Below are 22,632 nucleotides of genomic sequence, written 5' to 3' on the forward strand. Positions count from 1 at the left end.
ATCGCATCATGGCGATGAACCTGAGGCTCGACACCGAGGCGACCGTGGCCCTCCAGGCCGAGGCCGAGCGCACCGGCCGGTCCCAGCAGGAGCTGGTCCGCGTCGCCGTCGCCCGCATGCTGAACCTGACCATCCCCGACACACCCCCGTCGGATCGCGAGCAGGCCCGCTGGGAGCAGCTGGTCCGTCCGGCGCGCGTCCCCTACCGCCGGACGACGCCCGGCCTCCGCCTGCCCGAGGGCACGACCAGCCTCGATCTCCTCGACCGGAGCGACCGCTTCTGATGCGGGTCTACGTCGACAGCAGTGCACTGCTCAAGCGCGTGATCGCCGAGCAGGAGTCGACCGCCCTGCTGAACTTTCTCGATCATCACTACCAGCAGGACGACCTCCTGGTGACCTCGGCGCTCGGCTGGGTCGAGGTCTCCCGCGCGGTGCTGCGGGCCACGCCGTCCACGATCGCCGCCGGCGACCTGATCGACGAGGCCATGTCCGGTATCGACGAGCACTCGCTCTCCCCCGACGTCATCAGCGTCGCCCGTCGGCTGCAGCCCCACGAGCTCCGCAGCCTCGATGCCATCCACCTCGCCAGCGCCGTCGTCCTCGACGCCGATGTCGTCGTCACCTACGACGAGCGCCTCGCCGACGCCTGCCGCCGGAACTCGCTGTCGGTCGCGACCCCGGGCCGCGGTTAGGGCGTAGCCCATCCACTTTGTCGGTGGGGTGGGTGAGGATGCGGGTATGGCGGTGATGGATGCGCGGGCGGTGAATCGGGCGACGTCGGCTCGGCAGCTGTTGCTGGAGCGCGCCGGGGTTTCGGCGGTCGAGGCTGTCGCGGCGCTGGCGGGGATGCAGGGGCAGGAGCCCAAACATCCGTACGTCGGGTTGTGGACGCGCGTTGACGGGTTCACCGAAGCGGAGCTGGATGCGGCGGTGGCCGCGCGGAAGGTCGTGCGGGCGACGCTGTTCCGGGGGACGCTGCATCTGGTGACAGCGGCCGACTATCTGCGGTTCCGGCAGACGCTGGCGCCGGTGCTGGAGGCCGGGTTGCGGCTGCTGAAGGAGCGCGCCGAGGGGATGGAGCCGGCGAAGGTGGTGGCGGCCGCCGAGCGGATCCTGCGGAAGGAGCCGTTGACGTTCACCGAAGTCCGGGATGCGTTGCAGGTGGAGTTCCCCGCGGTGAACGAGCGGGCGCTCGGGTTCTGCACGCGGATGCTGGTGCCGTTGGCGATGTTCCCGACCGGGGTGCGCTGGGGGTGGCCGGCGAACGCGCGGTTCACGCCGGCGGAGGAGTGGATCGGCGCGAAGCTGCACCCGAAGGAGGAGGCGGCCGAGCTGGTGGTCCGATACCTCCAGGCGTTCGGCCCGGCAACACCGGCCGACTTCCAGACCTGGTCCGGTCTACCGAAAGCCAAGCCGTTGTTCGACGGCCTCGAGCTCGAGGTGTTCACCGACGAGGCAGGCAAGAGTTTGTACGACGTCCCCGACGGCCCGCGCCCGGGTCCGGACGCGCCGGCGCCGGTTCGATTCCTGCCGGAGTTCGACAATCTGCTGCTGGCACACGCGAAACGCCAGCGAATCATCGCCGATGAGCACCGCCCGGCCGTCTTCACGAAGAACTTACGCGTCAAAGCGACGTTCACCGTTGACGGGTTGGTCGCCGGGTTGTGGGCGGTCGCGACCAAGCGCGGTGTGGCTACTCTCACGCTGACGCCGTTCGGGCGGCTGACGAAGAAGACAACAGGCGAGCTTGAGCGTGAAGGCACCGCCCTGCTGGGGTTTCTGGCGCCGGATGCGCAGACCCACGAGGTGGTTACGGCCAGTTGATGAGGTTGTTGTCACACATCAGATGACTGGGCCAGACCCCGGTTGACCGGTGGAATAGACAGATGAGCACAGTCCCCTCCATCACTCTGGACAACGGCGTCGAGATCCCGCAGCTGGGCCTGGGGGTCTGGCAGGTCGACGACGCGCTCGCGACCGAGGTCGTGTCGACGGCGTTCGAGGCGGGCTACCGCCACGTCGACACCGCGGCGGCGTACGGCAACGAGCCGGGCGTCGGGCGGGCGATCGCCGCGTCCGGTCTGCCCCGCGACGAACTCTTCATCACCACCAAGCTGCAGAACGACGACCAGGGCTACGACAGCACGCTGGCCGCGTTCGACGCCAGCGTGGGCCGGCTCGGTCTCGACTACGTCGACCTGTACCTGATCCACTGGCAGTGCCTGAAGAAGGACAAGTACATCGAGACCTGGAAGGCGTTCGAGCAGCTGTACGCCGACCAGCGCATCCGCGCGATCGGCGTCTCGAACTTCCACGAGCCCGCGCTGCGCCGGATCTTCGACGAGACGGCGATCCGCCCCGCGGTGAACCAGATCGAGTTGCACCCGGCCCTCCCGCAGGACGAGCTGCGCGCGTTCAACGCCGAGAACGACATCGCCACCCAGGCCTGGAGCCCGCTGGCCTCCGGTGAGCTGATCGACAACGAGACGCTTGCCAAACTCGGCGCGAAGTACGGCAAGTCGGCCGCCCAGGTGATGATCCGCTGGCACCTGCAGCTCGGCAACATCGTGCTGCCGAAGTCGGTCACCCCGAGCCGCATCCAGGAGAACATCGCCGTCTTCGACTTCCAGCTCGACAACGACGACATGGCCGCGATCGCCGACCTCGAAACCGGCGTCCGCACCGGCGGCGACCCGGACACCCTCGGTTAAAGCAGGTCGAGAAAGCGAGCCAGGACTGGCGAACGGTTGTCCGGCGACCAGGCGACGGAGAGTTGCCAGGGTGGTAGGTCGTCGGACAACTCGCGGTAGACGACGGCGTCCGGGTTGGACGGCGGCGTCGGGCCGATCAGCAGCGAGACGCCGATCCCGGCCGCGACCAGTGACACGATCGTCTGGACGTCGGCCGCCTGCTGCTCGATCCGCGGTGTGAACCCGACCGCCCGGCAGAACCCCACGATCGTGTCGTGCACGACCGGGCCACTCGGCCGGTTGTAGAACACGAACGGCTCGTCGGCGAGCTCCTCCAGCCGCAGCCGCTTCCGGCGTGCGAACCGATGCCGCGCCGGCAGCGCAACCATCAGCGGATCCGACGACACCACTCGCGAATCCAGCCCCGGCGCCATCCGGACGACAGTTGTCGAGCTGGCCCCGACCGCCGGCGCGCTCGGCCGCAGCAGCCCGACGTCCGCGCGTCCGTCGAGCAACTCTTCCGTCTGGCGCAGCGTGGTCAGCGTCTCCAGATCGAGGACGACCTCCGGGTAGGCCGCCCGAAACGCGCCCAGCAACCGCGGGAGCGCCTCGAACGTCGCTGACTGGACGAACCGCAACCGCAACGTCCCCAGCTCACCTCGCTGCGTCCGCTGCGCAGCCCGGACCGCCTCCTCCGAACGCCGCAACAGCTCCCGCGCCTCGGCCAGGAACGTCTCCCCGGCCGCCGTCAGGACGAAACGCTTCTTCACCCGAGCGAACAGCTCGACCCCGAGATCACGCTCCAGCGCCGCGATCTGCCGGCTCAGCGACGGCTGGGTCAGATGCAGTTGCACCGCCGCCCGGCCGACGTTCAGCTCCTCGGCGACCACCACGAACGACCTCAGCTGGCGCAGCTCCATACAACCGATCATGCACCAGATGCATGAAGTAAGCGAACAACTTTCATTGGACGTATCACCGCCCGGATTTCTACCGTCGAAGACGTGACCTACCTACCGTTTTCCGTCATCAAAGCGATCCACGACGACATCCACTCCGCCCAGCCGGACGCCCCCGTCCGGCCGCACCGACCGACCCGCGACCGCCGGATGATCCGCGTCATCCGCAGGCTCTTCGACCTCCAGGACGAGGCCGTGTGCCAAGCTGAGGACCGTGATCGAGGTACGACGGCTGCGGGTCCTGCGCGCGCTTGCTGATCACGGCACCGTGACCGCGGCCGCCGAGGTCCTGCACCTGACGCCCTCGGCGGTCTCGCAGCAACTCGCAGCCCTGGAGTCCGAGGTCGGCCAGGAGCTACTCGAACGCCGCGGCCGCCGGGTGGCGATCACCTCGGCCGGCCGGCTGCTGCTCACCCACACCGACACCATCCTCAGCGAGGTCGAACGCGCCGAGGACGCGATGCGCCTGTTCGCCGACGGCAGCACCGGCGAGGTCCGCGTCACCGCCTTCGCGACCGCGATCAGCCTGCTGGTCGCCCCGACCCTGACGCGGCTGCGCGACACCACCCCCGGCCTGCGCCTCGTCGTCCGCGACGCCGAAGGCCACCAGGGCATCACCCAACTCCTGGACGGCGACGCCGACCTCGCGATCGCCGTCGAACATCGCGGCTCACCGCGCGCCGACGACCAGCGGCTGACCCGAATCCCCTTGTACGCCGAGCCGTTCGTCGCGGTCCTCCCGTCGACACATCCGGCCGCGGACGTCGCCGTCCTCGACCTGTCCATGCTGGCCGGCGACGACTGGGTGATGACCGCGCCGGGTAACCCGATCCGCGACGTCGTCCTGTCAGCCTGTGAACAGGCCGGCTTCCAGCCGCGCGTCGTCCACGAGTCCGACGACTTCCGCGCGGTCGCCGCGCTGGTCGCCGCCGGGGCCGGCGTCTCCCTCGTGCCCCGGCTCGCCGCGCCCTCCGAGGCCCTCGTCCGCCCGCTGCTCGAGCCGGCGCCGGCTCGCCGCGTATACGCCGCCGTCCGCAGCAGCCGCGCCGACCACCCGCTGATCACCGCCACCCTGAAGGCGCTGACCGAGGTCGCCGAGAACGTTGTGACCTAGGCCGGCGATCGGCTGCCCTGACTGGTCAGGGCAGTTTGGCGGCGGCTGTGCGGGTCAGGGCTTCCCAGTGGGCCGGGGCGATCCCCTTGCCCATCTCGCCGAAGGCCAGCACGGAGACGATGGTCCCCTTGCGGGTGACGGCGTATGGGAAGCCGCCGTCCTCGCTGCCGGGGTCGTTGGGCAGCGGGTAGGTGTACCAGCGCAGGATCGCGGTGGCATCGCCGACGGCGAGGGTTCGGTTCTCGGTCAGCTTGCGGGCGTGCGTCGGACCGGGTTTGAGCGCCTTGCACGACTTGATCGTCGCGATGATGCTCTCGTACGCCGCCTTGGCCGCGGCCGGGCTCTGGTACCGGGTCAGCCACTGGCCGCCGGACGCATCCAGCTCGGTCGTGTAGTAGCGGGTCAGGTTGCCCTGGACGCCGTTGCCGCGGGTGGACATCGTCCCGCAGATCGCGCGGTTGCCGTTACTGGCGGCGATCCAGCCGCGCTTGGGGTCGGCCTTCGCGACCTCCTTGCCGGTCAGCAGCATCGCGTTCGCCAGCCGGACGACCGGCGGTTTGGTCGGCGTCGGCTTGGCGCTCGGCGTCGTCGTCGGCCTGGTGGTCGCCGTCGCCGTCGCTGTCGCTGTCGGCTTCGGCGGGACCGAGGGGGTCGGAGTCGTCGCCGGCGCGCTCGGCGGCGGGGTGGTCGGCGCGGTGACGCTCGGCGTCGGCGGCGGTGTGTTCGCACCGCCGCCGGCCGGCGCCGTTTGGTTGCCACAGGCTACTAATGCCAGGGCGGCGACGGCCGGCCCTGCGAGTGCCGCGACGCGGCGGGATCCCCGAGTGTTCATGTCTCCAACCCTCCCGTTTCGGTACCAGCTTGGACGCGAAATCAGGCACTGCGGTTGGGACACGACTTGATTACAAGAGCATCAGGTACGCCGGCGCCCGTCCAGACCGACGGTGGACAACCGGGCGATCAGCGTCCGCGGCGTGTAGCGGGCGGCGGCCGCGATCAGCTTGTAGCGCAGGCTCGGGATCGAGACCGCCTGACCGCGCATCAGATCCTTCCAGGCGGCGTCGACCAGGTCGGTCGCGTCCAGCCACATGAACGACGGGATGATCGTCTTGTCCATCCCCATCCGCTCGTGGAACTCGGTGTGCACGAACCCCGGGCACAACGCCATCACGGCGACGCCCTTGGCATGCAGCTCGATCGCGAGCCCGGCCGAGAAGTTCGTCACCCAGGACTTGTGCGCGCTGTAACTCCCGCGCTGCAGGAACCCGGCCACCGACGACACGTTGATCACCGCGCCGGACCCGCGCTCGATCATCGGCAGCACGGCCGCGTGCGTCAGCCGCAGGACGACCCGGACCAGCAGGTCGAACTGCCGCTCCTCGGTCTCCACCGGATTCGCCCAGAACGGCTTCTTCTCCCCGAACCCGGCATTGTTGACGAGCACCTCGATCGGCCCGCTCCGGAACCGCTCCTCGACCCGCGCCAGCTCGTCGCGATCAACCAGATCCGCCGCCAGGACCTCGCATTCGACGCCGTACAGCTGCGTGATCTCCGCAGCGACGGTCTTCAACCGCGCCTCGTCGCGCGCGACCAGCACGAGGTCGTACCCCTCACGCGCCAGCTTCTCCGCGAAAGCCCGCCCGATCCCAGCCGTCGGCCCTGTAATCAGCGCAGTCGCCACACCAGTCCTCCCGTCGCTCCAGCCCCCAGTCTGTCACTACTCTGACGAGGTGCTGACCGCCATCGACACCTGGATTCTCGACCTGGACAACACCCTCTACCCGCCGAGCACCGGGCTGGCGGACCAGATGAACCAGCGCATCCGCGCCTACCTGGCGAATCTGTTCGGGACCGACGAGGCCGGGGCGGTCCGGTTACAACGCGAGCTGGTCGCCGAGCACGGGACGACGCTGCGCGGGCTGATGAACACGCGCGGGATCGACCCGCACGACTACCTCGCCTGGGAACACACCATCGACTACTCGGTGCTGACGCCCGACCCGGCGCTGGGCACTGCGCTCGCCGCGCTGCCCGGACGGCGGTTGCTGTTCACGAACGGGACGGCGTACCACGCAGAGCAGGCGCTCGGACGGCTCGGGCTGGCGCCGGCATTCGACGGGGTGTTCGACATCTTGGCCGGGCAGCTGGTGCCGAAGCCGTATGCCGCGAGCTATGAGCGGTTTGTGGAACAGTTCGCGGTGGAGCCGGGGCGGGCGGTGTTCTGCGACGATCTGGCGGTCAACCTGGAGGTGCCGGAGCGGCTCGGGATGGCGACCGTCTGGGTGTCCGGCGAGCCGGTCGCGGACGGTTCGGCGTACGAGGTGCTCGGGGCTCGGCGGTGGCGGACCGCCGGGTTGGCGGGATTCTTGCAGGTTGTGACATCTGATGACTGGGGTGCATGACTCGCTATTCGGGGGAGATTGGGCCAGTCTGGTGGGGAGTGGTCTGAGGACTTAGGAGGTTGGGGTATGGCGGCGACGGATACGGCGCTGGCTGGATTGCGGCAGATGATCGCGTCCGGGGCGTTGGGGCCGGGGGCGAAGTTCCCGCCGGAGCCGGAACTGTGCGAGCGGCTGGGAGTGTCCCGGAGCTCGCTGCGCGAGGCGGTCCGGTCGCTGGCGGCGCTCGGGGTGATCGAGTCGCGGCACGGGTCGGGGACGTATGTGTCGGCGCTCGATCCGGCGGAGATCATCAGCCGGTTCTCGCTGTCGGTGCAGCTGATCCCACTCGAAGGGGTGCTGCAGTTACTCGAAGTACGCCGCGTCCTAGAGGCGCACGCGACCGCCGCGGCCGCCGCCCGCCAGGATCCGGACCTCGCACCTCTGCTGGACAAGATCCTCGAACAACTCGAAGCGACCACCGACGCGGCCGAGATCCAGCGCTTGGACGCCGAGTTCCACGACGCGATCTGCGCCGCCGGCGGCAACCCGACGGTGACCGCGCTGACCGCCGTCATCCGCGGCCGCGGCGGCCACTACCGCATCTTCGAACCCGGCTCCGAGTTCGACGCGATCAAACAGACCAGCGACCGCGGCCACCGCGCGATCCTGGCCGCTATCGCCCATCGCGATCCCGCGGCCGCCGCCACCGCCGCGTCCGCCCACATCGCCCAGACCGAGCTCTGGCTGCGCGCCCTCCGGCCCGAACCGCAGCCCGACTGACTGACAATAAATTTCCACATCCTGTCCAGATCTTGCGGACAGGTGGTCTACTGCATAACCTCCAGGCAGTTCGTCTGGAGGGATCCGCCAATGTCCCGAACGTCCCTGCGCGCCCTGGCCGTCGTCGTCTCGAGCGCCCTGCTCACCGGCCTGCTGATCGCGCCCGCAACCGCCACCCGCCCGGCTCCGCGGATCACCCGCGCCGGGCTCGACCCCGCGCTGGTCGCCGGCCGCGGCGCGACTGTCCCGTTCGTCGAGCAGGAGGCCGAGAACGCCTTCTCGAACGGCGAGCGGATCGGGCCGAGCCGGGAGGCCTACACGCTCCCCGCCGAGGCCTCCGGACGCACCGCCGTCCGCCTGCTCCCCGAGCAGTACGTCGAGTTCACACTGACCGAGCCGGCGAACGCGCTCACCGTCCGCTACAGCATCCCGGACGCCCCGACCGGCGGCGGCATCCGCGCACCACTCGACCTCACCGTGAACGGCAAGCGCAAGCAGACCCTGACGCTGACCTCGGAGTACGCCTGGCTCTACGGCATGTACCCGTTCTCCAACAACCCGGATGTCGACCCGATCCCCGGCTGGTGGAAACCCGAGCCCGACCCGGTCGCCAAACCCTTCCGGCCGAACCACTTCTACGACGAACAGCGCATTCGGCTCGACCGTACGTACCGGGCCGGCGACCGCGTCCGCTTCACCGTCCCCAAGCGGACGAACGCCGCGTGGACCGTGATCGACGTCGCCGACTTCGAGCTGGTCAAGGCGCCGCTGCGGCCGCCCGCGCGATCGCTCGACGTCCGCCTGTTCGGCGCCGACCCGACCGGACGCCGGGACGCCGCGCCCGCGATCGACCGGACGATCGCCGCGGCGAAGAAGCTCGGCTGGTCGGTCTTCATCCCGCCGGGCACCTTCCAGGTGAACCGGCACATCGTCGTCGACAAGGTGACCGTCCGCGGCGCGGGGAGCTGGCACACGATCATCAAGGGCAAGGTGCTCCCGCTCGCCGAGCCTGCGCCGGACAAGTCGATCCACAGCGCGCCCGGGTTCTACGGCAAGTACGCCGATGCCGGCGGCTCCACCCGGGTGCATCTGGCCGACTTCGCGATCGAGAGCGACGTCCGGGAGCGGATCGACACCGACCAGGTGAACGGGATCGGCGGGGCGATCGGCGGCGGCTCGACGATCGAGAACCTCTACCTGCACCGGACCAAGGTCGGCATCTGGCTGGACGGCCCGATGGACGGCCTGCTGATCCGCAACAACATCATCACCGACGCGATCGCCGACGGGATGAACCTGCATCTCGGCGTCTCGAACGTCCGCGCGACCAACAACTTCGTCCGCAACAGCGGTGACGACGGGCTCGCGATGTGGTCGGAGGCCAACCCCGCCGGGCTGGTCAACCGGAACAACGTCTACGACCACAACACCGTCCAGACGCCCGTCCTGGCCAACAACATCGCGATCTACGGCGGCAAGGACATCGCCGTCACCGACAATCTGGTCGCGGACCCGATCCGTGAGGGCAGCACGCTGCACGCGGGCTCCCGGTTCAACTCGACGCCGTTCGAGGGCACGCTGACCTTCGCCCGGAACACCACCGTCCGCGGCGGCCCGCGGGACCTGAACTGGAACATCGGCCTCGGCGCGATCTGGCTGTACGCCTTGCAGTCGACGATGTCGGCCGACATCCGGATCACCGACAGCGCCTTCCTGGACTCGACGTACAACGCGCTGATGTTCGCCGTCGACTGGCCGGTGAAGGACACCTACGCGATCGAGAACGTTGCCGTTAGCAACATCAAGGTCGACGGTACCGGGACCAGCGTGGTGAACGCCCGGGTCGGCGGCTGGGCGACGTTCGAGAACGTCGACGCCCGGAACGTCGGCGCACCGTTCGTCAACAACTGCGGCACCTTCCAGTTCAACGGGCCACCCGAGTTCGACGTCCGCCTGCTCGGCGGGAACGACGGAAACTGGCACGGCGACACCTGGTGCGAGGACCGCCCGACCGTCGTCCCGCCGCCGCCACCTGCGCCCTGGAACTGAGCGCCCGTCCGCGCGTGCCCCCAGGTAAGGTCGGGGCATGCGCGGACACGCTGAGCGGTTGAACGGGCTGGGTACGACGATCTTCGCCGAGATGTCGGCGCTCGCGGTGGCGACCGGGTCGGTCAACCTCGGGCAGGGCTTCCCCGACACCGACGGCCCCGACTCGGTGCTCGAGGACGCGATCGCCGCGATCCGGGCCGGCGCCAACCAGTACCCGCCCGGCCGCGGTATCCCCGCGCTCCGGCAGGCGATCGCCGACCACCAGCAGCGCTTCTACGGCCTCAGCTACGACCCGGACACCGAAGTCCTCGTCACCACCGGCGCCACCGAGGCCATCGCGGCCGCCTTGCTCGCCTTCGTCGAGCCGGGTGCCGAGGTGATCGCCCTGGAGCCGTACTACGACTCCTACGCGGCCGGTATCGCCTTCGCCGGCGGACGCCGCGTCCCGGTCACGCTCCGGGCGCCGTCGTACCGGCTCGACCTCGACGAGCTGCGCGCCGCCGTCACCCCGCGCACCAAGGTCCTGCTGATCAACTCCCCGCACAACCCGACCGGCACCGTCCTCACCGACGAAGAGCTGCGCGGTATCCGCGACGTCGCCGTCGAACACGACCTGACCGTCATCACCGACGAGGTCTACGAACACCTCGTCTACGACGACCACCGCCATCTCCCGCTGGCGACGTACGACGGTATGCCCGAACGCACCCTCTCGATCAGCAGCGCCGGCAAGACCTTCTCCGTCACCGGCTGGAAGATCGGCTGGGTCACCGGCACCCCCGCCAACATCACCGCCGTCACCACCGCCAAACAGTTCCTCACCTATGTCTCCGGCTCCCCCTTCCAGCCCGCCGTGGCCAACGCCCTTGCCCTAGGCAACGACTACTACACCACCGTCCGCGGCACCCTCCAGTCCCGCCGCGACCTCCTCGCCACCGGCCTCGCCGACCTCGGCTTCGACGTCCACACCCCCGCCGGCACCTACTTCATCACCACCGACATCCGCCCCCTCGGCCACACCGACGGCATCGACTTCTGCCGCCTCCTCCCCCAACGCACCGGCGTCGTAGCCATCCCCACCCAAGTCTTCTACGACCACAAACCCCAAGGCGCCCCCCTGGTCCGCTGGGCCTTCTGCAAGAAAGAGTCCCTCCTCCAAGAAGCCCTCCACCGCCTCAAATCCCTCTGACACCCACCCCAACACCTGCTAAACTTGCGACAGCTCGCCACGCGCTGCCTGGTGAGAAGTGAAGCTGGGATTCCCGCCGGAATGACGGGCCCCAGCTTTCGCGTTTTCCGGGGCCTGCCCGCTCAACGAACCGCCACCCGCCGGATGCTCACCACGCCGGCCATCAGCCGCAGCCACCGGTCGTCGCCGAGGAGGTCCGAGGACATCGCGCCGGCGACGGCGTCCGGCAACCAGAGCATCGGTTCGCCGCCCGGTTTGGCGAACCCGACCAGCAGGTCACCCGGTATCAACCGCTTGCGACGCGCGCTGTCCACCAGTTGCAGATCGCGCCGATCCTGTGCCGCGGTCCGAGATTCCAACCGGACTTCGGACACCTCCAGCTGTGCCAGTTCGTGGAGCAACTGCTCCAGGCAGCACCTGCGCGCGCGCTCTTGTCTGGACCGTTCCATCGGCGCACCGACGGTCAGGATCGCGGCGATGTCCATCTGACCGATGGCCGCGGCGATCACGTCCCGGCGCTTGACCGATTCACCTCGCCAGTGCAGCCGGACACCGGGCTTGATCGCGAGCCCCAGCAGCTCGCGCCGTAGATCGCCGCAACTCGCAGTATCGGCGACAACGGCCGCGATCGTGTACGTCCCCGTGCCACCCGGCGGCCCGACGATCACGGATTCGTCGACCCAGGCGGAGAGGGCGAATTGGTGGTTCGGCATCCTCCGAATTCTTCCGGAGCGACGCCGTGCGACACGCGGTTTTCCACAGGGCATCCCGGGGCATCCCGGGGCAGATCGTCAGGGGAGGAAGGTGGCGAGGGTTTCGGGGGTGCGGGTGATGGCGGCGGTGTGTTCGGTGGTGATGATGGGGCGTTGGATGAGGATGGGGTGGGCGATCAGGGCGGCTATCCAGTGGGTGCGGTGGGTGGGGGTGCGGGGGAGGTCGGCGACGGCGGTGGCTTCGGGTTCGTCGGGGCGGAGTAGGTGCCAGGGGTCGAGGTTGAGGCGGGTGAGGAGGGCTTCGAGTTCGGCGGCTGTGGGTGGGTCGTCGAGGTAGCGGCGGACTGTGTAGTCGACGCCGGCGGCGTCCAGGGCGTCGGTGGCGACGCGGCACTTGGAGCAGGCGGGGTTGATCCAGATTTCCATCAGCGGAACCAGCGTTTCGTCGTGGGGTGGAGCATCAAGACGAGGAGGGCGGCGTGGACGGCCAGGCCGAGGAGGCCGGTGGGGAAGGCGAGGAGGCCGGCGACGACGCCGAGGACGGCGATCGCGATGACCAGGTAGCGGGCCCAGGGGCGGCGTTTGCGGAGGTAGAGGGCCGGGAGGGCGTAGAGGACGGCGCCGGCCAGGGCGGCGGTGGCGACGACGCCGCCGGAGCCCTTCGAGCCGAGGACGATCTCGGAGATCTGGTCGCCGGCCGAGGTGAGTGCCATCAACCCCAGCAACAGGTAGAGGACGCCGAAGCCCAGCACGACGACGGTCGCCACCGTCACCTGGCGCGGCACCTCCGAGCCGTACGACGCCGCGCCGAACGCCCCCTGGTACCGCCCAGGCGGACGGACGTCGTCGTGCGGCTCGCTCATGCGGTGATCCTTGCAGACAACCCAAGCCGGGCCGGTCATTGCGACCGGCCCGGCTCGTTCACAGCAACCTCAGGCGGTGACGTCGAGGGCGTCCTTGGCCTCGTTGAGGGAGACCCGGACGGTTTCGCCGTCGCGGATGGTGCCGTCGAGGAGGCCGCGGGCGAGCTCGTCGCCGATGGCGGACTGGACCAGGCGGCGGAGCGGGCGGGCGCCGTAGACGGGGTCGTAGCCGGTCATCGCGAGCCATTCGAGGGCGTCTTCGCCGACGTCCAGGGTGATGCGGCGGTCGGTGAGGCGCCGCTGCAGAGCGGTGATCTGCAGGCCGACGATCTGGGTGAGCTCTTCGCTGCCGAGGGCGTCGAAGAGGACCAGCTCGTCGAGGCGGTTGATGAATTCGGGTTTGAAGGACTGGCGGACGACGGCCATCACCTGGTCGCGTTTGACCTTGTCGTCGAGCGACATGTCGGCCAGGTACGCCGACCCGAGGTTGCTGGTCAGGATCAGGATGACGTTCCGGAAGTCGACCGTCCGGCCCTGGCCGTCGGTCAGCCGGCCGTCGTCGAGGACCTGGAGCAGGATGTCGAAGACCTCCGGGTGCGCCTTCTCGACCTCGTCGAGCAGGATCACCGAGTACGGACGCCGGCGTACGGCCTCGGTGAGCTGACCGCCCTCCTCGTAGCCGACGTACCCGGGCGGGGCGCCGACGAGACGCGAGACGCTGTGCTTCTCGGAGTACTCCGACATGTCGATCCGGACCATCGCCCGCTCGTCGTCGAAGAGGAAGTCGGCCAGCGCCTTGGCCAGCTCGGTCTTGCCGACGCCGGTCGGGCCGAGGAACAGGAACGAGCCGGTCGGCCGGTCCGGGTCCGAGATCCCCGCTCGCGCCCGCCGGACGGCGTCGCTGACGGCCTTCACCGCGGCCTGCTGGCCGATCAGCCGGCGACCCAGCTCACCTTCCATCCGGAGCAGCTTGCCGGTCTCGCCTTCGAGCAGCCGGCCGGTCGGGATACCGGTCCACATCGCGATCACCTCGGCGATCTCGGTCGGGCCGACCTCCTCGTTGACCATCGCGTCCGGGCCGTCGGTGACCTCGGGCTCGGCCGCGGCGGCCTCCAGCTCCTTGGTCAGCTGCGGGATCTCGCCGTACAGGATCTCCGAGGCGCGCTGCAGCTCGCCGTCGCGCTGGGCGCGCTCGGCCTGGCCGCGCAGCTCGTCGATCCGCTCCTTGATCTCACCGACCCGGTTCAGGCCGGACTTCTCCTTCTCCCAGCGCGCTTCGAGCGCGCGCAGCTCCTCCTCGCGGTCGGCGAGGTCGGCGCGCAGCCGCTCCAGCCGCTCCTGGGACGACGCGTCCTCCTCCCGCGACAGCGCGAGCTCCTCCATCTTCAGCCGGTCGACCGTACGCCGCAGCGAGTCGATCTCGACCGGGGAGGAGTCGATCTCCATCCGCAGCCGGGACGCCGCCTCGTCGACCAGGTCGATCGCCTTGTCGGGCAGCTGCCGGCCGGTGATGTACCGGTTCGACAGCGTGGCCGCGGCGACCAGCGCACTGTCGGAGATGGCGACCTTGTGGTGCGCCTCGTAGCGCTCCTTCAGCCCGCGCAGGATGGCGATCGAGTCTTCCACGGAGGGCTCGCCGACGAAGACCTGCTGGAAGCGGCGCTCCAGTGCCGGGTCCTTCTCGATCCGCGTCCGGTACTCGTCGAGCGTGGTGGCGCCGATCATCCGCAGCTCACCGCGCGCCAGCATCGGCTTCAGCATGTTGCCCGCGTCCATCGCGCCCTCACCGGACGCGCCCGCGCCGACGACGGTGTGCAACTCGTCGATGAACGTGATGACCTGACCGTCGGACTCCTTGATCTCGGTCAGCACCGCCTTCAGCCGCTCCTCGAACTCACCGCGGTACTTCGCGCCCGCGACCATCGCCCCGAGGTCGAGGCTGATCAGCCGCCGGCCGCGCAGCGACTCGGGCACGTCACCGGCCACGATCCGCTGGGCCAGCCCCTCGACGACGGCGGTCTTGCCGACGCCGGGCTCGCCGATCAGCACCGGGTTGTTCTTGGTCCGCCGGGACAGGACCTGGACGACGCGCCGGATCTCGGAGTCCCGCCCGATCACCGGGTCGAGTTTGCCGTCGCGGGCGCGCTCGGTCAGGTCGACGCCGTACTTCTCCAGCGTCTTCGTCGTCCCCTCGGCCTCCGGCGAGGTGATCCGCCGGTTGCCGCGCATCGAGTCGAACGCCTGCAGCAGCGCCTCCGGCGACACCGCGAGCGCCGTCTTGGCCGGCCCGTCGACGGTGGCCAGCGCGATCAGCAGGTGCTCGGTGGAGACGAACTCGTCGCCGAGCCCCAGCGCTCGCTGCTCGGCCTGCGCCAGCACCTCGGCCGTCTTCGGCGACAGGCTCGGCGCCTGCACACTGCCCCCACTGGCCTTCGGCAGGCGGCCGACCTGCTCGGCCGTACGACGGCGGACGCCGTCCAGCTCACCGCCGGCGGCCTCGAGCAGGCCGGTGGTGGCCCCCTCGGGCTGCGCGAGCAGCGCGGACAGCAGGTGAATCGGTTCCACGGTCGGGTTGCCCGCCGCGGAGGTCTGACGGATGGCGACCGACAGCGTTTCCCGGGCCAGCGTCGTCAACCGCTGAACATCCATATCTCAGCCTTTCGAGTCCAGACAACAACGTCACTGAGTACAACTTATCCAAACTTGAGTCCATTCCACTCAACTCTGAGAAATCCCAGGGTCAACTCAGGGTCGCCAACCTTTCGGGCCGTCATCCCGTACCTCACGGGGACAGCCGCTCTCCCTAGGAGGATCCCCTGTGCGCCCTGTGGCAGCCCTGATCGCGCTCACGCTCAGCACTCAAGCCGTCACCAGTACGGCGGCGCCCCCACCCGCCGGCGCGGCACCGAACCCCACGACCGCGACCGTCACCCTCGTCACCGGCGATTCCGTCCGCATCACCCGGGCGCCAGGTCAGCCCGACCGGACGACGTTCCTGCCCGCCCCGGGCACCCCCGAGCAGACCGTCCGCACCACCCGCCGCAACGGCCACACGTACGTCGTCCCGGCATCGGCGCAGGCCGGGATCGACGCCGGCCGCCTCGACCCAGCCCTCTTCGACGTCACGACCCTGTTGGCCGAAGGCGTCACCGACAACGTCCCCGTGATCGTCCGGTACGCCGAAGCGGCCCGAACCGCCGCCGGCTCCGCACTGCCCGGCACCACCGGCGGCCGGGTCTTGAACAGCCTCGGCGCCCGCTCGACCCGGGTCCGGCCCGGGTCAGCGTTCTGGAAGTCGGTGAACCACGCCGCCGTCACCAAGATCAGCCTCGACCGCCGCGTGAAGTCCGGTCTCGACCGGAGCGTCCCGCAGATCGGCGGACCGGCCGCCTGGCAGCGCGGCCTCACCGGCAAGGGCGTCAAGATCGCCGTCCTCGACACCGGCATCGACCCGACCCACCCCGACCTGGCCGGCCGGATCGCCGCCGCGCAGGACTTCACCGGCGCCGGCGACCCGATCGACCGGAACGGCCACGGCACCCACGTCGCCGGGATCGCCGCCGGCAACGGCACGGCGTCCGACGGCAAGTACCGAGGCGTCGCACCCGAAGCGACGTTGCTGAACGCCAAGGTGCTCGGCGACGACGGCTCGGGCACGAACTCCAGCGTCATCGCCGGGATGGAGTGGGCCGCCGCCCAGGGCGCGTCCGTCCTGAACCTCAGCCTGGCCGGCGGTGAGAGCGACGGCAGCGACGAGCTCTCCGAGGCCCTCAACCGGATCAGCCGGCAGACCGGCGCCCTGTTCGTGGTCGGCGCGGGTAACTGCTACGGCGGCGCGCCCTGGTCGCCGAACACGGTCACCGCCCCCGGCGCCGCCGACGAAGCTGTTGCTATTGGCAACTTGATGCTCGACGGCAGCGTCGCCGAAGACTCCTGTCGCGGACCCCGAAAACTCAACGGAGCCCTGAAACCCGACCTCGCCGCGCCCGGCACCGACATCGTCTCCGCCCGGGCCGCCGGGACCGACCTCGGCACTCCGGTCGGCGACAGCTACAGCAGCCTGTCCGGTACGTCGATGGCCACGCCGCACGTCGCCGGCACTGCCGCCCTCCTCCTCCAGCAACACCCGACCTGGAAGAACGCAGCCCTCCGCGCCCGACTGATCTCGACCGCGGACCCGCAGCCCGGCAGCCCCGCCGCCGCGCAAGGCGCAGGCCGAGTGGACGCCGACCAAGCCACCGCCGGCGGTCCCAGCGTCAACACCGGCCAGCTCGACCTGGGCCTGCGCACCTGGCCGCACCCGCAGACGGACGTCGTGACCCGCGACCTGACCTACCGCAACCCGACCGGTACGCCGATCACCCTGCAGCTCGCCGTCGACTTCGAGCAGCCCACGGTCGCCCCGCGCCTGAGCGCGACCCAGGTCGTCGTACCGGCCGACGGCGAGGCCAAGGTGACCGTCACGGCCGACCGCTCAGCCGGCGGCATCGGCAACTTCGCCGGCCGCATCACGGCCACCGCACCCGGCGCGGATCCGCTCGTCACCGTCATCGGCTGGTACGCCGAACCGGAGCGCTACGAGCTCTCCTTCACCGCCGTCGCCCGCGACGGATCGCCCGTCCCGAACGCCGAGGTCACCCTGCAGCGACTGGACGGCGACCAGCCCGACCTCGGCCCGGAGGGCGTCGTCCGGATCGTCAACGGCACCGCCAAGCTGCGGCTACCGCCGGGCCGGTACGACGCCGCCGCGTTCATCGGCTCGTCGGACCGGACCGACCTCGTCCTGACCGGCGAGTTCGAACTCCGTAAGGACACCGCGCTGACTCTCGACGCCCGCAAGACCCAAGCCGTCGACCTCACCATCGACGCGAAAGCCCGGCTGCGCGGCTCCCAGCTCACCCACGTCCGCGTCCTGGCCGAGGACCGCCAGGACCTCACGATCAATACCGGCGCCGAGCCGCACACGTTCGGCGCAACCCGCATCACGACCGCGCCGACCATCGGAACGGCCGAGACCAGCTTCTCCCGCCGATTCGAAGCCAAGGACACCGTCTACGACCTACTGGTGCCCTGGACCGGCAAACTGCCGACCGACACCACGCTCAGGTTCAAGCGCGACCAGTTCGCGATCGTCGACGAATCCTTCGGCGCCCACGTCCCCAGCACTCCGGTCGTCGAGCGGCGGCTGGGTCTCACCCCTGCCAGCGCCATGCACTACCCCGGCGCCGCAGCGGAACTCACGACCCCGGCCCGGCGGACGTCGTACGTGCTGGCCAATCAGGCCAAGTGGAGCAGCAGCGTCGTCCTCGACGAGGCGTCGTACCTGGTCCTGTTCGCACCAACCCGCAGCTACCACGCCGGCGTCCGCACAGCCGAGCGCTGGATGACACCGGTCCTGACCAGCGGCCTGCCCGGTGCGGACGGCGAGGAGCCTGCCGCTGTCGTCCACAATCCGGGCTTCCTGGCCGTCTCATTCGCGCCCTTCGCCAACAGCACGAGCTACCTGACCCCCTGGACCGGGAGCGGCACTCACCAACTCGAGGTGACTCGCAACGGCAAACAACTGATCTCTACCGAGGCTCCCACAGGCTACGGCCGGCCAACCGATAACGGCCCGGCCGACTACACGATCAACCTCACCAGCAGCCCGGACCCGAAGTACTTCCGCTACTCGACCAAGGCCGTCTCACGCTGGACCTTCCGCTCCCTCGGCGGCGACGAAGAACGTCTCCCGCTGATCCTCGCGGACGTCGACGTCCCACAGACCGATCTGCTCAGCCAGGTCCGAACCGGCCGCCCGAGCACCGTCGAGGTGAGCCTCCGGCATCAGTTCGGCTCCACGACGACGGCGAAATTCACCAAACCGAACCTGGAGCTCTCCTACGACGGCGAGCACTGGACCACACTCCCCCTGACCGAATCCGGCGGCAAGTACGTCGCCAAGCTCACCCACCCGACCACGGCCGCAGGTAAGTCACCGTCGCTCCGCCTCACCGCGACCGACACCGCCGGCAGCACCTTCGCCCAAGAGATCACCGCCGCCTACGGCCTGAAGTAGGGCGTCCGCCCGCCTTTCGACCGGCTTCGAAAGGCGGGCGGAGCGTCATCCAACCGACCGGACCAGGTAGTTCCCCCGACGAGATCACCCGCCTGGTTCAGGAGGAACCCTTGTATCCGACCCGCTGGACAGCGTCGCTCGTGGCGCTCGGCCTGACGCTCGGCGCGGCCACGCCTGCCGCCGCGTCCCCACCCGGGCCGTCCACCCGGCCCAAGAACACCCCGACCGTCTCGACGGTCGCCTTGATCACCGGCGACTCCGTCCGGATCACCAGCCGGCCCGGCGCCCGGGATCAGATCGCCTTCCAGCCCGGCCCGGGCAGCACCTCCGAGGCAGCCCGGACGACGGTCGTCGACGGGCACACGTACGTCGTCCCGTCCGCCGCCGCGGCCGATGTCGCAGCGGGTCGCCTCGACCGCACACTCTTCGACGTCACCACCCTGGTCGCCGAGGGCGCGACCAAGAGCACTCCGGTCATCGTCCGCTACTCCGGATCAGCTGCCGCCCGGCAGGCCCGGACGGCGATCGCCGGTACGGCGGGCGGCCGGGTGCTCAGCAGCGTCGGCGCCCGCGCCACCCGGGTCGAGCAAGCCCCGGCCTTCTGGAAGTCCGTGGACGACTCGACCGCCATCGCCAAGGTCAGCCTCGACCGCCGCGTCACCGCGAACCTCGACCAGAGCGTCCCGCAGATCGGCGGACCGGCCGCCTGGCAGCGCGGTCTGACCGGCAAGGGCGTCAAGATCGCCGTCCTCGACACCGGCATCGACCCGACGCACCCCGACTTCGCCGGCCGGATCGCGGCGGCCGAGAACTTCAGCGAGGCCGCGGATGCCATCGACCACCATGGTCACGGCACGCACGTCGCGAGTATCGCCGCCGGCGCCGGCGCGAAGCACCGAGGCGTCGCACCTGAGGCCACCCTGCTCAGCGGCAAGGTGCTCAACGACTACGGCCAGGGCTACGACTCCAGCATCATCGCCGGCATGGAGTGGGCGACCGCCCAGGGCGCGGCGGTCGTCAACCTCAGTCTCGGCGGCGGCCCCAGCGACGGGACGGACGAGCTGTCCCAGGCCGTCAACCGGATCAGCAAGCAGACCGGCGCCCTGTTCGTCATTGCCGCCGGCAACTGCCGGTTCCCGAGCCCCGGCACCATCAGCACCCCGGCCGCGGCCGACGAAGCGCTTGCGATCGGCAACCTGCAGCGCGACGGCGCGACCAACGAGAGCTCGTGCAACGGCCCGCGCAAGGGCGACCACGCCCTGAAGCCCGAGCTCTCCGCCCCAGGCACCGGCATCGTCGCGGCCCGCGCGGACGGCACCTCCATGGGCCAACCGGTCGACGACGACTACACGGCGGCGTCCGGGACGTCGATGGCCAGCCCACATGTCGCCGGCACCGCCGCGCTGATCGCGCAGGCGCACCCGCAGTGGAAGGCCGATGCCCTCAAGGTCCGGCTGATCTCCACCGCCGACCCGCAGCCGACCGATTCGATCGCCCGGCAAGGCGCCGGCCGCGTCGACGCCGACCAGGCGACCGCCGGCGGCGTCACGGTCGACGCCGGTCAGCTCGACCTCGGCCGGCTCGCCTGGCCACACCCGGCGTCCGATGTCGTCACCCGCGAGCTGACCTACCGCAACCCGACCGATACGCCGGTCACGCTGAGACTCGCCGTCGACCAGCAGTCCACGAAGCTGAGCACCGGGCAACTCGTCGTCCCCGCACAGGGCGAGGCGAAGGTAACGGTCAGCGCCGACCGAGCCGCCCAGGGCGTCGGTGACTTCGCCGGCCGCATCACCGCGACCGCCGACGGCGCCGACCCACTCGTCACCGTCATCGGCTGGTACGCCGAACCCGAGCTCTACGACCTGACGATCACCGGCATCGCGCGCGACGGCGGACCGGCCAACGCCGACGTCCTCCTGAACCGGCTCGATGGCCCGCAGTTGGACCTCGGCCCCGGCCTGCCCTACATCCCGGTCGTGAACGGCACGGCCAAGGTTCGCGTCCCGCCGGGTAAGTACGACGCCTCGACGGTGCTCTTCGGCGCTGCCGCCGACGGTGTCCCGGGCCGCTTCGATCTCGTGCTCAGCGATGAGTTCGAGGTGCGTAAGGCAACCACGGCGACCCTCGACGGCCGGAAGACGCAAACGGTCGACCTCACCGCCCAAGGCCAGCCGGCGAACGCGACCGCGCGCGAGACCAGCCTGCTCTACGACCGCAAGGCCCCCGAGCTGGCGCGCACGGACGGCCTCAGCGGCATCGGCTCCCGCAGCATCTACGCGGCGACCCGCACCGCGGCGCCGACCCTCGGCACCGCTGAGGTTGCCTTCGGCAAGCGCATGGAACACCCGGCGTACCAGGTGAACATCGCGGGCGGGCCGACCGTCACCGCGCTCGACTTCTTCTTCGGCCCGCGCTTCACCGGCCGCAAGGACCTGCAGGTGTACGACGGCGGCAGCGGAACCCCGGCCGAGCTGACCGGCGCCAAGGGCAAAGCCGCGCTGATCCGCTACGACGGCAGCACGCTGAACGGCGTCCTCGCCAAGAACGCCGAGGACGCCGGAGCAGCCGCCGTCATCCTCTACCGGCCCATGCTCGCCGGGGATGGCGCCGTCCCCGGCTACTGGGCGATCGCCGATCAGGATTCGGCAACCATCCCAGCCCTCAGGGTCTCCCGACTGAGCGCCAAGAAGTTGCTCGAAGCAAACTCGACCATCCGCATCACCGGCCAGGCCGCGACACCGTACGTCTACGACCTCGCGATCCCGTGGGCGCAGCGGATCCCGGCCAACACCGAGCTCACGGTCGGGCGCGGCCAGCTGGCGACCGTCAACGAATCCTTCGGCGCACACGTTCCCGGCATGCTGATCTCGGAGGCCCGCAGTGCTTACACCCCGGCGGGTCTCCAGCTGAACAGCTTCCTGCCGCCACTCATCAGCGCGCCGACCCGGCGGACGTCGTACGTACTGGCCAATCAGACCAAGTGGGGCAGCCAGGTCGTTCTGGACAACGGTCACGCCAACCTCGTGCAGAACACCGAACCGCGCACCTACCACCCCGGCAGCACCACCGCCGAGCGGTGGCTGGCGCCGGTGCAGAACGCCGGCCTACCCGATGGAACCAGCCTGTATCAGCACGTCCGCCAAGACGACGGCGCCCTGTCGCTCTGGCTCAGCGCGATCGGCCAGGGCCCGAGGCAGGGCACCACGGAGCCTGGCGGCACCCACGACCTGACCGTCACCCGCAACGGCGCCGAGCTCGTCGCCACCGACTACCCGGCTGCGTACATCGAAGATGTACCGGCGGAGCCGGCCGACTACACGATCGAACTGCGGAGCACCGCCGAACAGCGGGTGTTCCGGTACTCGACGACCATCGACTCGCAGTGGAGGTTCCGCTCCAAAGGCACTGACACCGAGCGGATGCCGCTGGTCCTCGCGGATCTCGACGTCCCGCAAGCCGACGCTTCCAGCCAGGTCCGGACCGGGCAGCCGATCACCATCGAACTGGCCCTGCGCCACCAGTTCGGCTCCGGCAGCACTGCGAAGTTCACCAAACCCAAGCTGCAACTGTCGTACGACGGCAAGCAGTGGACCGACCTGCCGCTGACCGCGACCGGCCCGGCGAAGTACGCCGCGAAGGTCACCCACCCGGCCTCTGCGACCGGCCAGTCCCCCTCCCTCCGGCTGACCGCGGCCGACACCGAAGGGAACACCCTGACCCAGGAGATCACCGCCGCCTACGGCCTGAAGTAGGCGCAGCCCAGGGGGAGACCTTTCCATCAGCGCCGAAAGGTCTCCCCCGCCGTGAACCGGATTCCCGCCCGCACCATCA

Annotated in this window: 18 protein-coding genes; 11 read left to right on the forward strand and 7 right to left on the reverse strand. The window is 70.0% G+C overall.

Translation table 11 applies throughout. From position 1 onward, the window contains the following. The first annotated feature begins 8 nt into the window (after positions 1-8). The 4 genes from HPO96_RS14585 (at position 9) to HPO96_RS14600 (ending at position 2,713) form a co-directional block, all read left to right on the forward strand. Entirely contained in the window at positions 9-284 is a 276-nt protein-coding gene (locus tag HPO96_RS14585) for a hypothetical protein (RefSeq protein ID WP_171673980.1), read from the forward strand. Further along, complete coding sequence (locus HPO96_RS14590; protein ID WP_171673981.1) at positions 284-694, forward strand: type II toxin-antitoxin system VapC family toxin; 411 nt, start codon at positions 284-286, stop codon at positions 692-694. The genes HPO96_RS14585 and HPO96_RS14590 overlap by 1 nt, the downstream gene beginning before the upstream one ends. Positions 695-740: 46 nt before the next feature. Then, positions 741-1,826, forward strand: coding sequence for a winged helix DNA-binding domain-containing protein (locus tag HPO96_RS14595; protein ID WP_171673982.1), 1,086 nt, complete (start codon positions 741-743; stop codon positions 1,824-1,826). Positions 1,827-1,888: 62 nt separating this feature from the next. Continuing rightward, positions 1,889-2,713 (forward strand): aldo/keto reductase, encoded by an 825-nt coding sequence (locus HPO96_RS14600; protein ID WP_171673983.1) that lies wholly within the window; start codon positions 1,889-1,891, stop codon positions 2,711-2,713. Here the strand turns inward: HPO96_RS14600 and HPO96_RS14605 are convergent. Next, positions 2,710-3,612 (reverse strand): LysR family transcriptional regulator, encoded by a 903-nt coding sequence (locus HPO96_RS14605; protein ID WP_171673984.1) that lies wholly within the window; start codon positions 3,610-3,612, stop codon positions 2,710-2,712. The two genes, HPO96_RS14600 and HPO96_RS14605, sit on opposite strands and share 4 nt — an antisense overlap. A 253-nt stretch (positions 3,613-3,865) precedes the next feature. Here HPO96_RS14605 and HPO96_RS14610 point away from each other — a divergent pair, with 253 nt between their 5' ends. Then, positions 3,866-4,765, forward strand: a complete 900-nt coding sequence (locus tag HPO96_RS14610) for a LysR substrate-binding domain-containing protein (RefSeq protein WP_171673985.1) — start codon at positions 3,866-3,868, stop codon at positions 4,763-4,765. Positions 4,766-4,790: 25 nt separating this feature from the next. Here the strand turns inward: HPO96_RS14610 and HPO96_RS14615 are convergent, their stop codons facing one another. Together HPO96_RS14615 and HPO96_RS14620 are read right to left on the reverse strand one after the other, a co-directional pair. Further along, on the reverse strand, positions 4,791-5,597 hold the full coding sequence (locus tag HPO96_RS14615; RefSeq protein WP_171673986.1) for a hypothetical protein: 807 nt from the start codon (positions 5,595-5,597) through the stop codon (positions 4,791-4,793). An 81-nt stretch (positions 5,598-5,678) separates the two neighbouring features. Then, positions 5,679-6,446 carry an SDR family NAD(P)-dependent oxidoreductase gene (locus HPO96_RS14620; protein WP_171673987.1) on the reverse strand — a complete coding sequence of 256 codons (768 nt, stop codon included), beginning with the start codon at positions 6,444-6,446 and terminating at the stop codon, positions 5,679-5,681. Between the two features lie 49 nt (positions 6,447-6,495). On the opposite strand from HPO96_RS14620, the gene HPO96_RS14625 reads away from it, so the two are divergent. From HPO96_RS14625 to HPO96_RS14640, 4 genes are all read left to right on the forward strand, one after another. Beyond that, positions 6,496-7,167: a pyrimidine 5'-nucleotidase gene (locus HPO96_RS14625; protein ID WP_171673988.1), complete on the forward strand. Its 672-nt coding sequence runs from the start codon at positions 6,496-6,498 to the stop codon at positions 7,165-7,167. A gap of 66 nt (positions 7,168-7,233) precedes the next feature. Beyond that, positions 7,234-7,926 carry a FadR/GntR family transcriptional regulator gene (locus tag HPO96_RS14630; protein WP_171673989.1) on the forward strand — a complete coding sequence of 231 codons (693 nt, stop codon included), beginning with the start codon at positions 7,234-7,236 and terminating at the stop codon, positions 7,924-7,926. A gap of 90 nt (positions 7,927-8,016) precedes the next feature. Then, the gene (locus HPO96_RS14635; RefSeq protein ID WP_171673990.1) at positions 8,017-9,975 is read left to right on the forward strand and encodes a glycosyl hydrolase family 28-related protein; all 1,959 of its coding nucleotides are present in this window, start codon (positions 8,017-8,019) and stop codon (positions 9,973-9,975) included. A 37-nt stretch (positions 9,976-10,012) separates the two neighbouring features. Next, positions 10,013-11,164, forward strand: a complete 1,152-nt coding sequence (locus HPO96_RS14640; protein WP_171673991.1) for a pyridoxal phosphate-dependent aminotransferase — start codon at positions 10,013-10,015, stop codon at positions 11,162-11,164. A 122-nt stretch (positions 11,165-11,286) separates the two neighbouring features. Here HPO96_RS14640 and HPO96_RS14645 read toward each other — a convergent pair whose 3' ends face one another. The 4 genes from HPO96_RS14645 to clpB all read right to left on the reverse strand — a co-directional run bounded on the left by HPO96_RS14645 (position 11,287) and on the right by clpB (position 15,389). Then, positions 11,287-11,877 carry a hypothetical protein gene (locus HPO96_RS14645; protein ID WP_171673992.1) on the reverse strand — a complete coding sequence of 197 codons (591 nt, stop codon included), beginning with the start codon at positions 11,875-11,877 and terminating at the stop codon, positions 11,287-11,289. Between the two features lie 78 nt (positions 11,878-11,955). Continuing rightward, entirely contained in the window at positions 11,956-12,303 is a 348-nt protein-coding gene (locus HPO96_RS14650) for an ArsC/Spx/MgsR family protein (protein WP_171673993.1), read from the reverse strand. Next, a complete protein-coding gene (locus tag HPO96_RS14655; RefSeq protein ID WP_171673994.1) occupies positions 12,303-12,740 on the reverse strand; it encodes a hypothetical protein in 438 nt (145 codons plus the stop codon). The genes HPO96_RS14650 and HPO96_RS14655 overlap by 1 nt, the downstream gene beginning before the upstream one ends. Before the next feature lie 69 nt (positions 12,741-12,809). Then, entirely contained in the window at positions 12,810-15,389 is a 2,580-nt protein-coding gene (gene clpB, locus HPO96_RS14660; protein WP_171673995.1) for an ATP-dependent chaperone ClpB, read from the reverse strand. 169 nt (positions 15,390-15,558) lie between these two features. Here clpB and HPO96_RS14665 point away from each other — a divergent pair, with 169 nt between their 5' ends. Together HPO96_RS14665 and HPO96_RS14670 are read left to right on the forward strand one after the other, a co-directional pair. After that, a complete protein-coding gene (locus HPO96_RS14665; RefSeq protein ID WP_171673996.1) occupies positions 15,559-18,798 on the forward strand; it encodes a S8 family serine peptidase in 3,240 nt (1,079 codons plus the stop codon). A 110-nt stretch (positions 18,799-18,908) separates the two neighbouring features. Further along, positions 18,909-22,553 carry a S8 family peptidase gene (locus tag HPO96_RS14670; protein WP_171673997.1) on the forward strand — a complete coding sequence of 1,215 codons (3,645 nt, stop codon included), beginning with the start codon at positions 18,909-18,911 and terminating at the stop codon, positions 22,551-22,553. Positions 22,554-22,632: the final 79 nt, after the last annotated feature.

Origin of the sequence: Kribbella sandramycini, from assembly GCF_013131805.1 — a bacterium.
Classification (GTDB): domain Bacteria; phylum Actinomycetota; class Actinomycetes; order Propionibacteriales; family Kribbellaceae; genus Kribbella; species Kribbella sandramycini.

What these genes read in the sequence shown, in the direction of transcription:
- HPO96_RS14585 (WP_171673980.1), top strand. Translation starts at nt 9, where the DNA reads ATGGCGATGAACCTGAGGCTCGACACCGAGGCGACCGTGGCCCTCCAG.
- HPO96_RS14590 (WP_171673981.1), top strand. Translation starts at nt 284, where the DNA reads ATGCGGGTCTACGTCGACAGCAGTGCACTGCTCAAGCGCGTGATCGCC.
- HPO96_RS14595 (WP_171673982.1), top strand. Translation starts at nt 741, where the DNA reads ATGGCGGTGATGGATGCGCGGGCGGTGAATCGGGCGACGTCGGCTCGG.
- HPO96_RS14600 (WP_171673983.1), top strand. Translation starts at nt 1,889, where the DNA reads ATGAGCACAGTCCCCTCCATCACTCTGGACAACGGCGTCGAGATCCCG.
- HPO96_RS14605 (WP_171673984.1), bottom strand. Translation starts at nt 3,612, where the DNA reads ATGGAGCTGCGCCAGCTGAGGTCGTTCGTGGTGGTCGCCGAGGAGCTG.
- HPO96_RS14615 (WP_171673986.1), bottom strand. Translation starts at nt 5,597, where the DNA reads ATGAACACTCGGGGATCCCGCCGCGTCGCGGCACTCGCAGGGCCGGCC.
- HPO96_RS14630 (WP_171673989.1), top strand. Translation starts at nt 7,234, where the DNA reads ATGGCGGCGACGGATACGGCGCTGGCTGGATTGCGGCAGATGATCGCG.
- HPO96_RS14635 (WP_171673990.1), top strand. Translation starts at nt 8,017, where the DNA reads ATGTCCCGAACGTCCCTGCGCGCCCTGGCCGTCGTCGTCTCGAGCGCC.
- HPO96_RS14640 (WP_171673991.1), top strand. Translation starts at nt 10,013, where the DNA reads ATGCGCGGACACGCTGAGCGGTTGAACGGGCTGGGTACGACGATCTTC.
- HPO96_RS14645 (WP_171673992.1), bottom strand. Translation starts at nt 11,877, where the DNA reads ATGCCGAACCACCAATTCGCCCTCTCCGCCTGGGTCGACGAATCCGTG.
- HPO96_RS14650 (WP_171673993.1), bottom strand. Translation starts at nt 12,303, where the DNA reads ATGGAAATCTGGATCAACCCCGCCTGCTCCAAGTGCCGCGTCGCCACC.
- HPO96_RS14655 (WP_171673994.1), bottom strand. Translation starts at nt 12,740, where the DNA reads ATGAGCGAGCCGCACGACGACGTCCGTCCGCCTGGGCGGTACCAGGGG.
- clpB (WP_171673995.1), bottom strand. Translation starts at nt 15,389, where the DNA reads ATGGATGTTCAGCGGTTGACGACGCTGGCCCGGGAAACGCTGTCGGTC.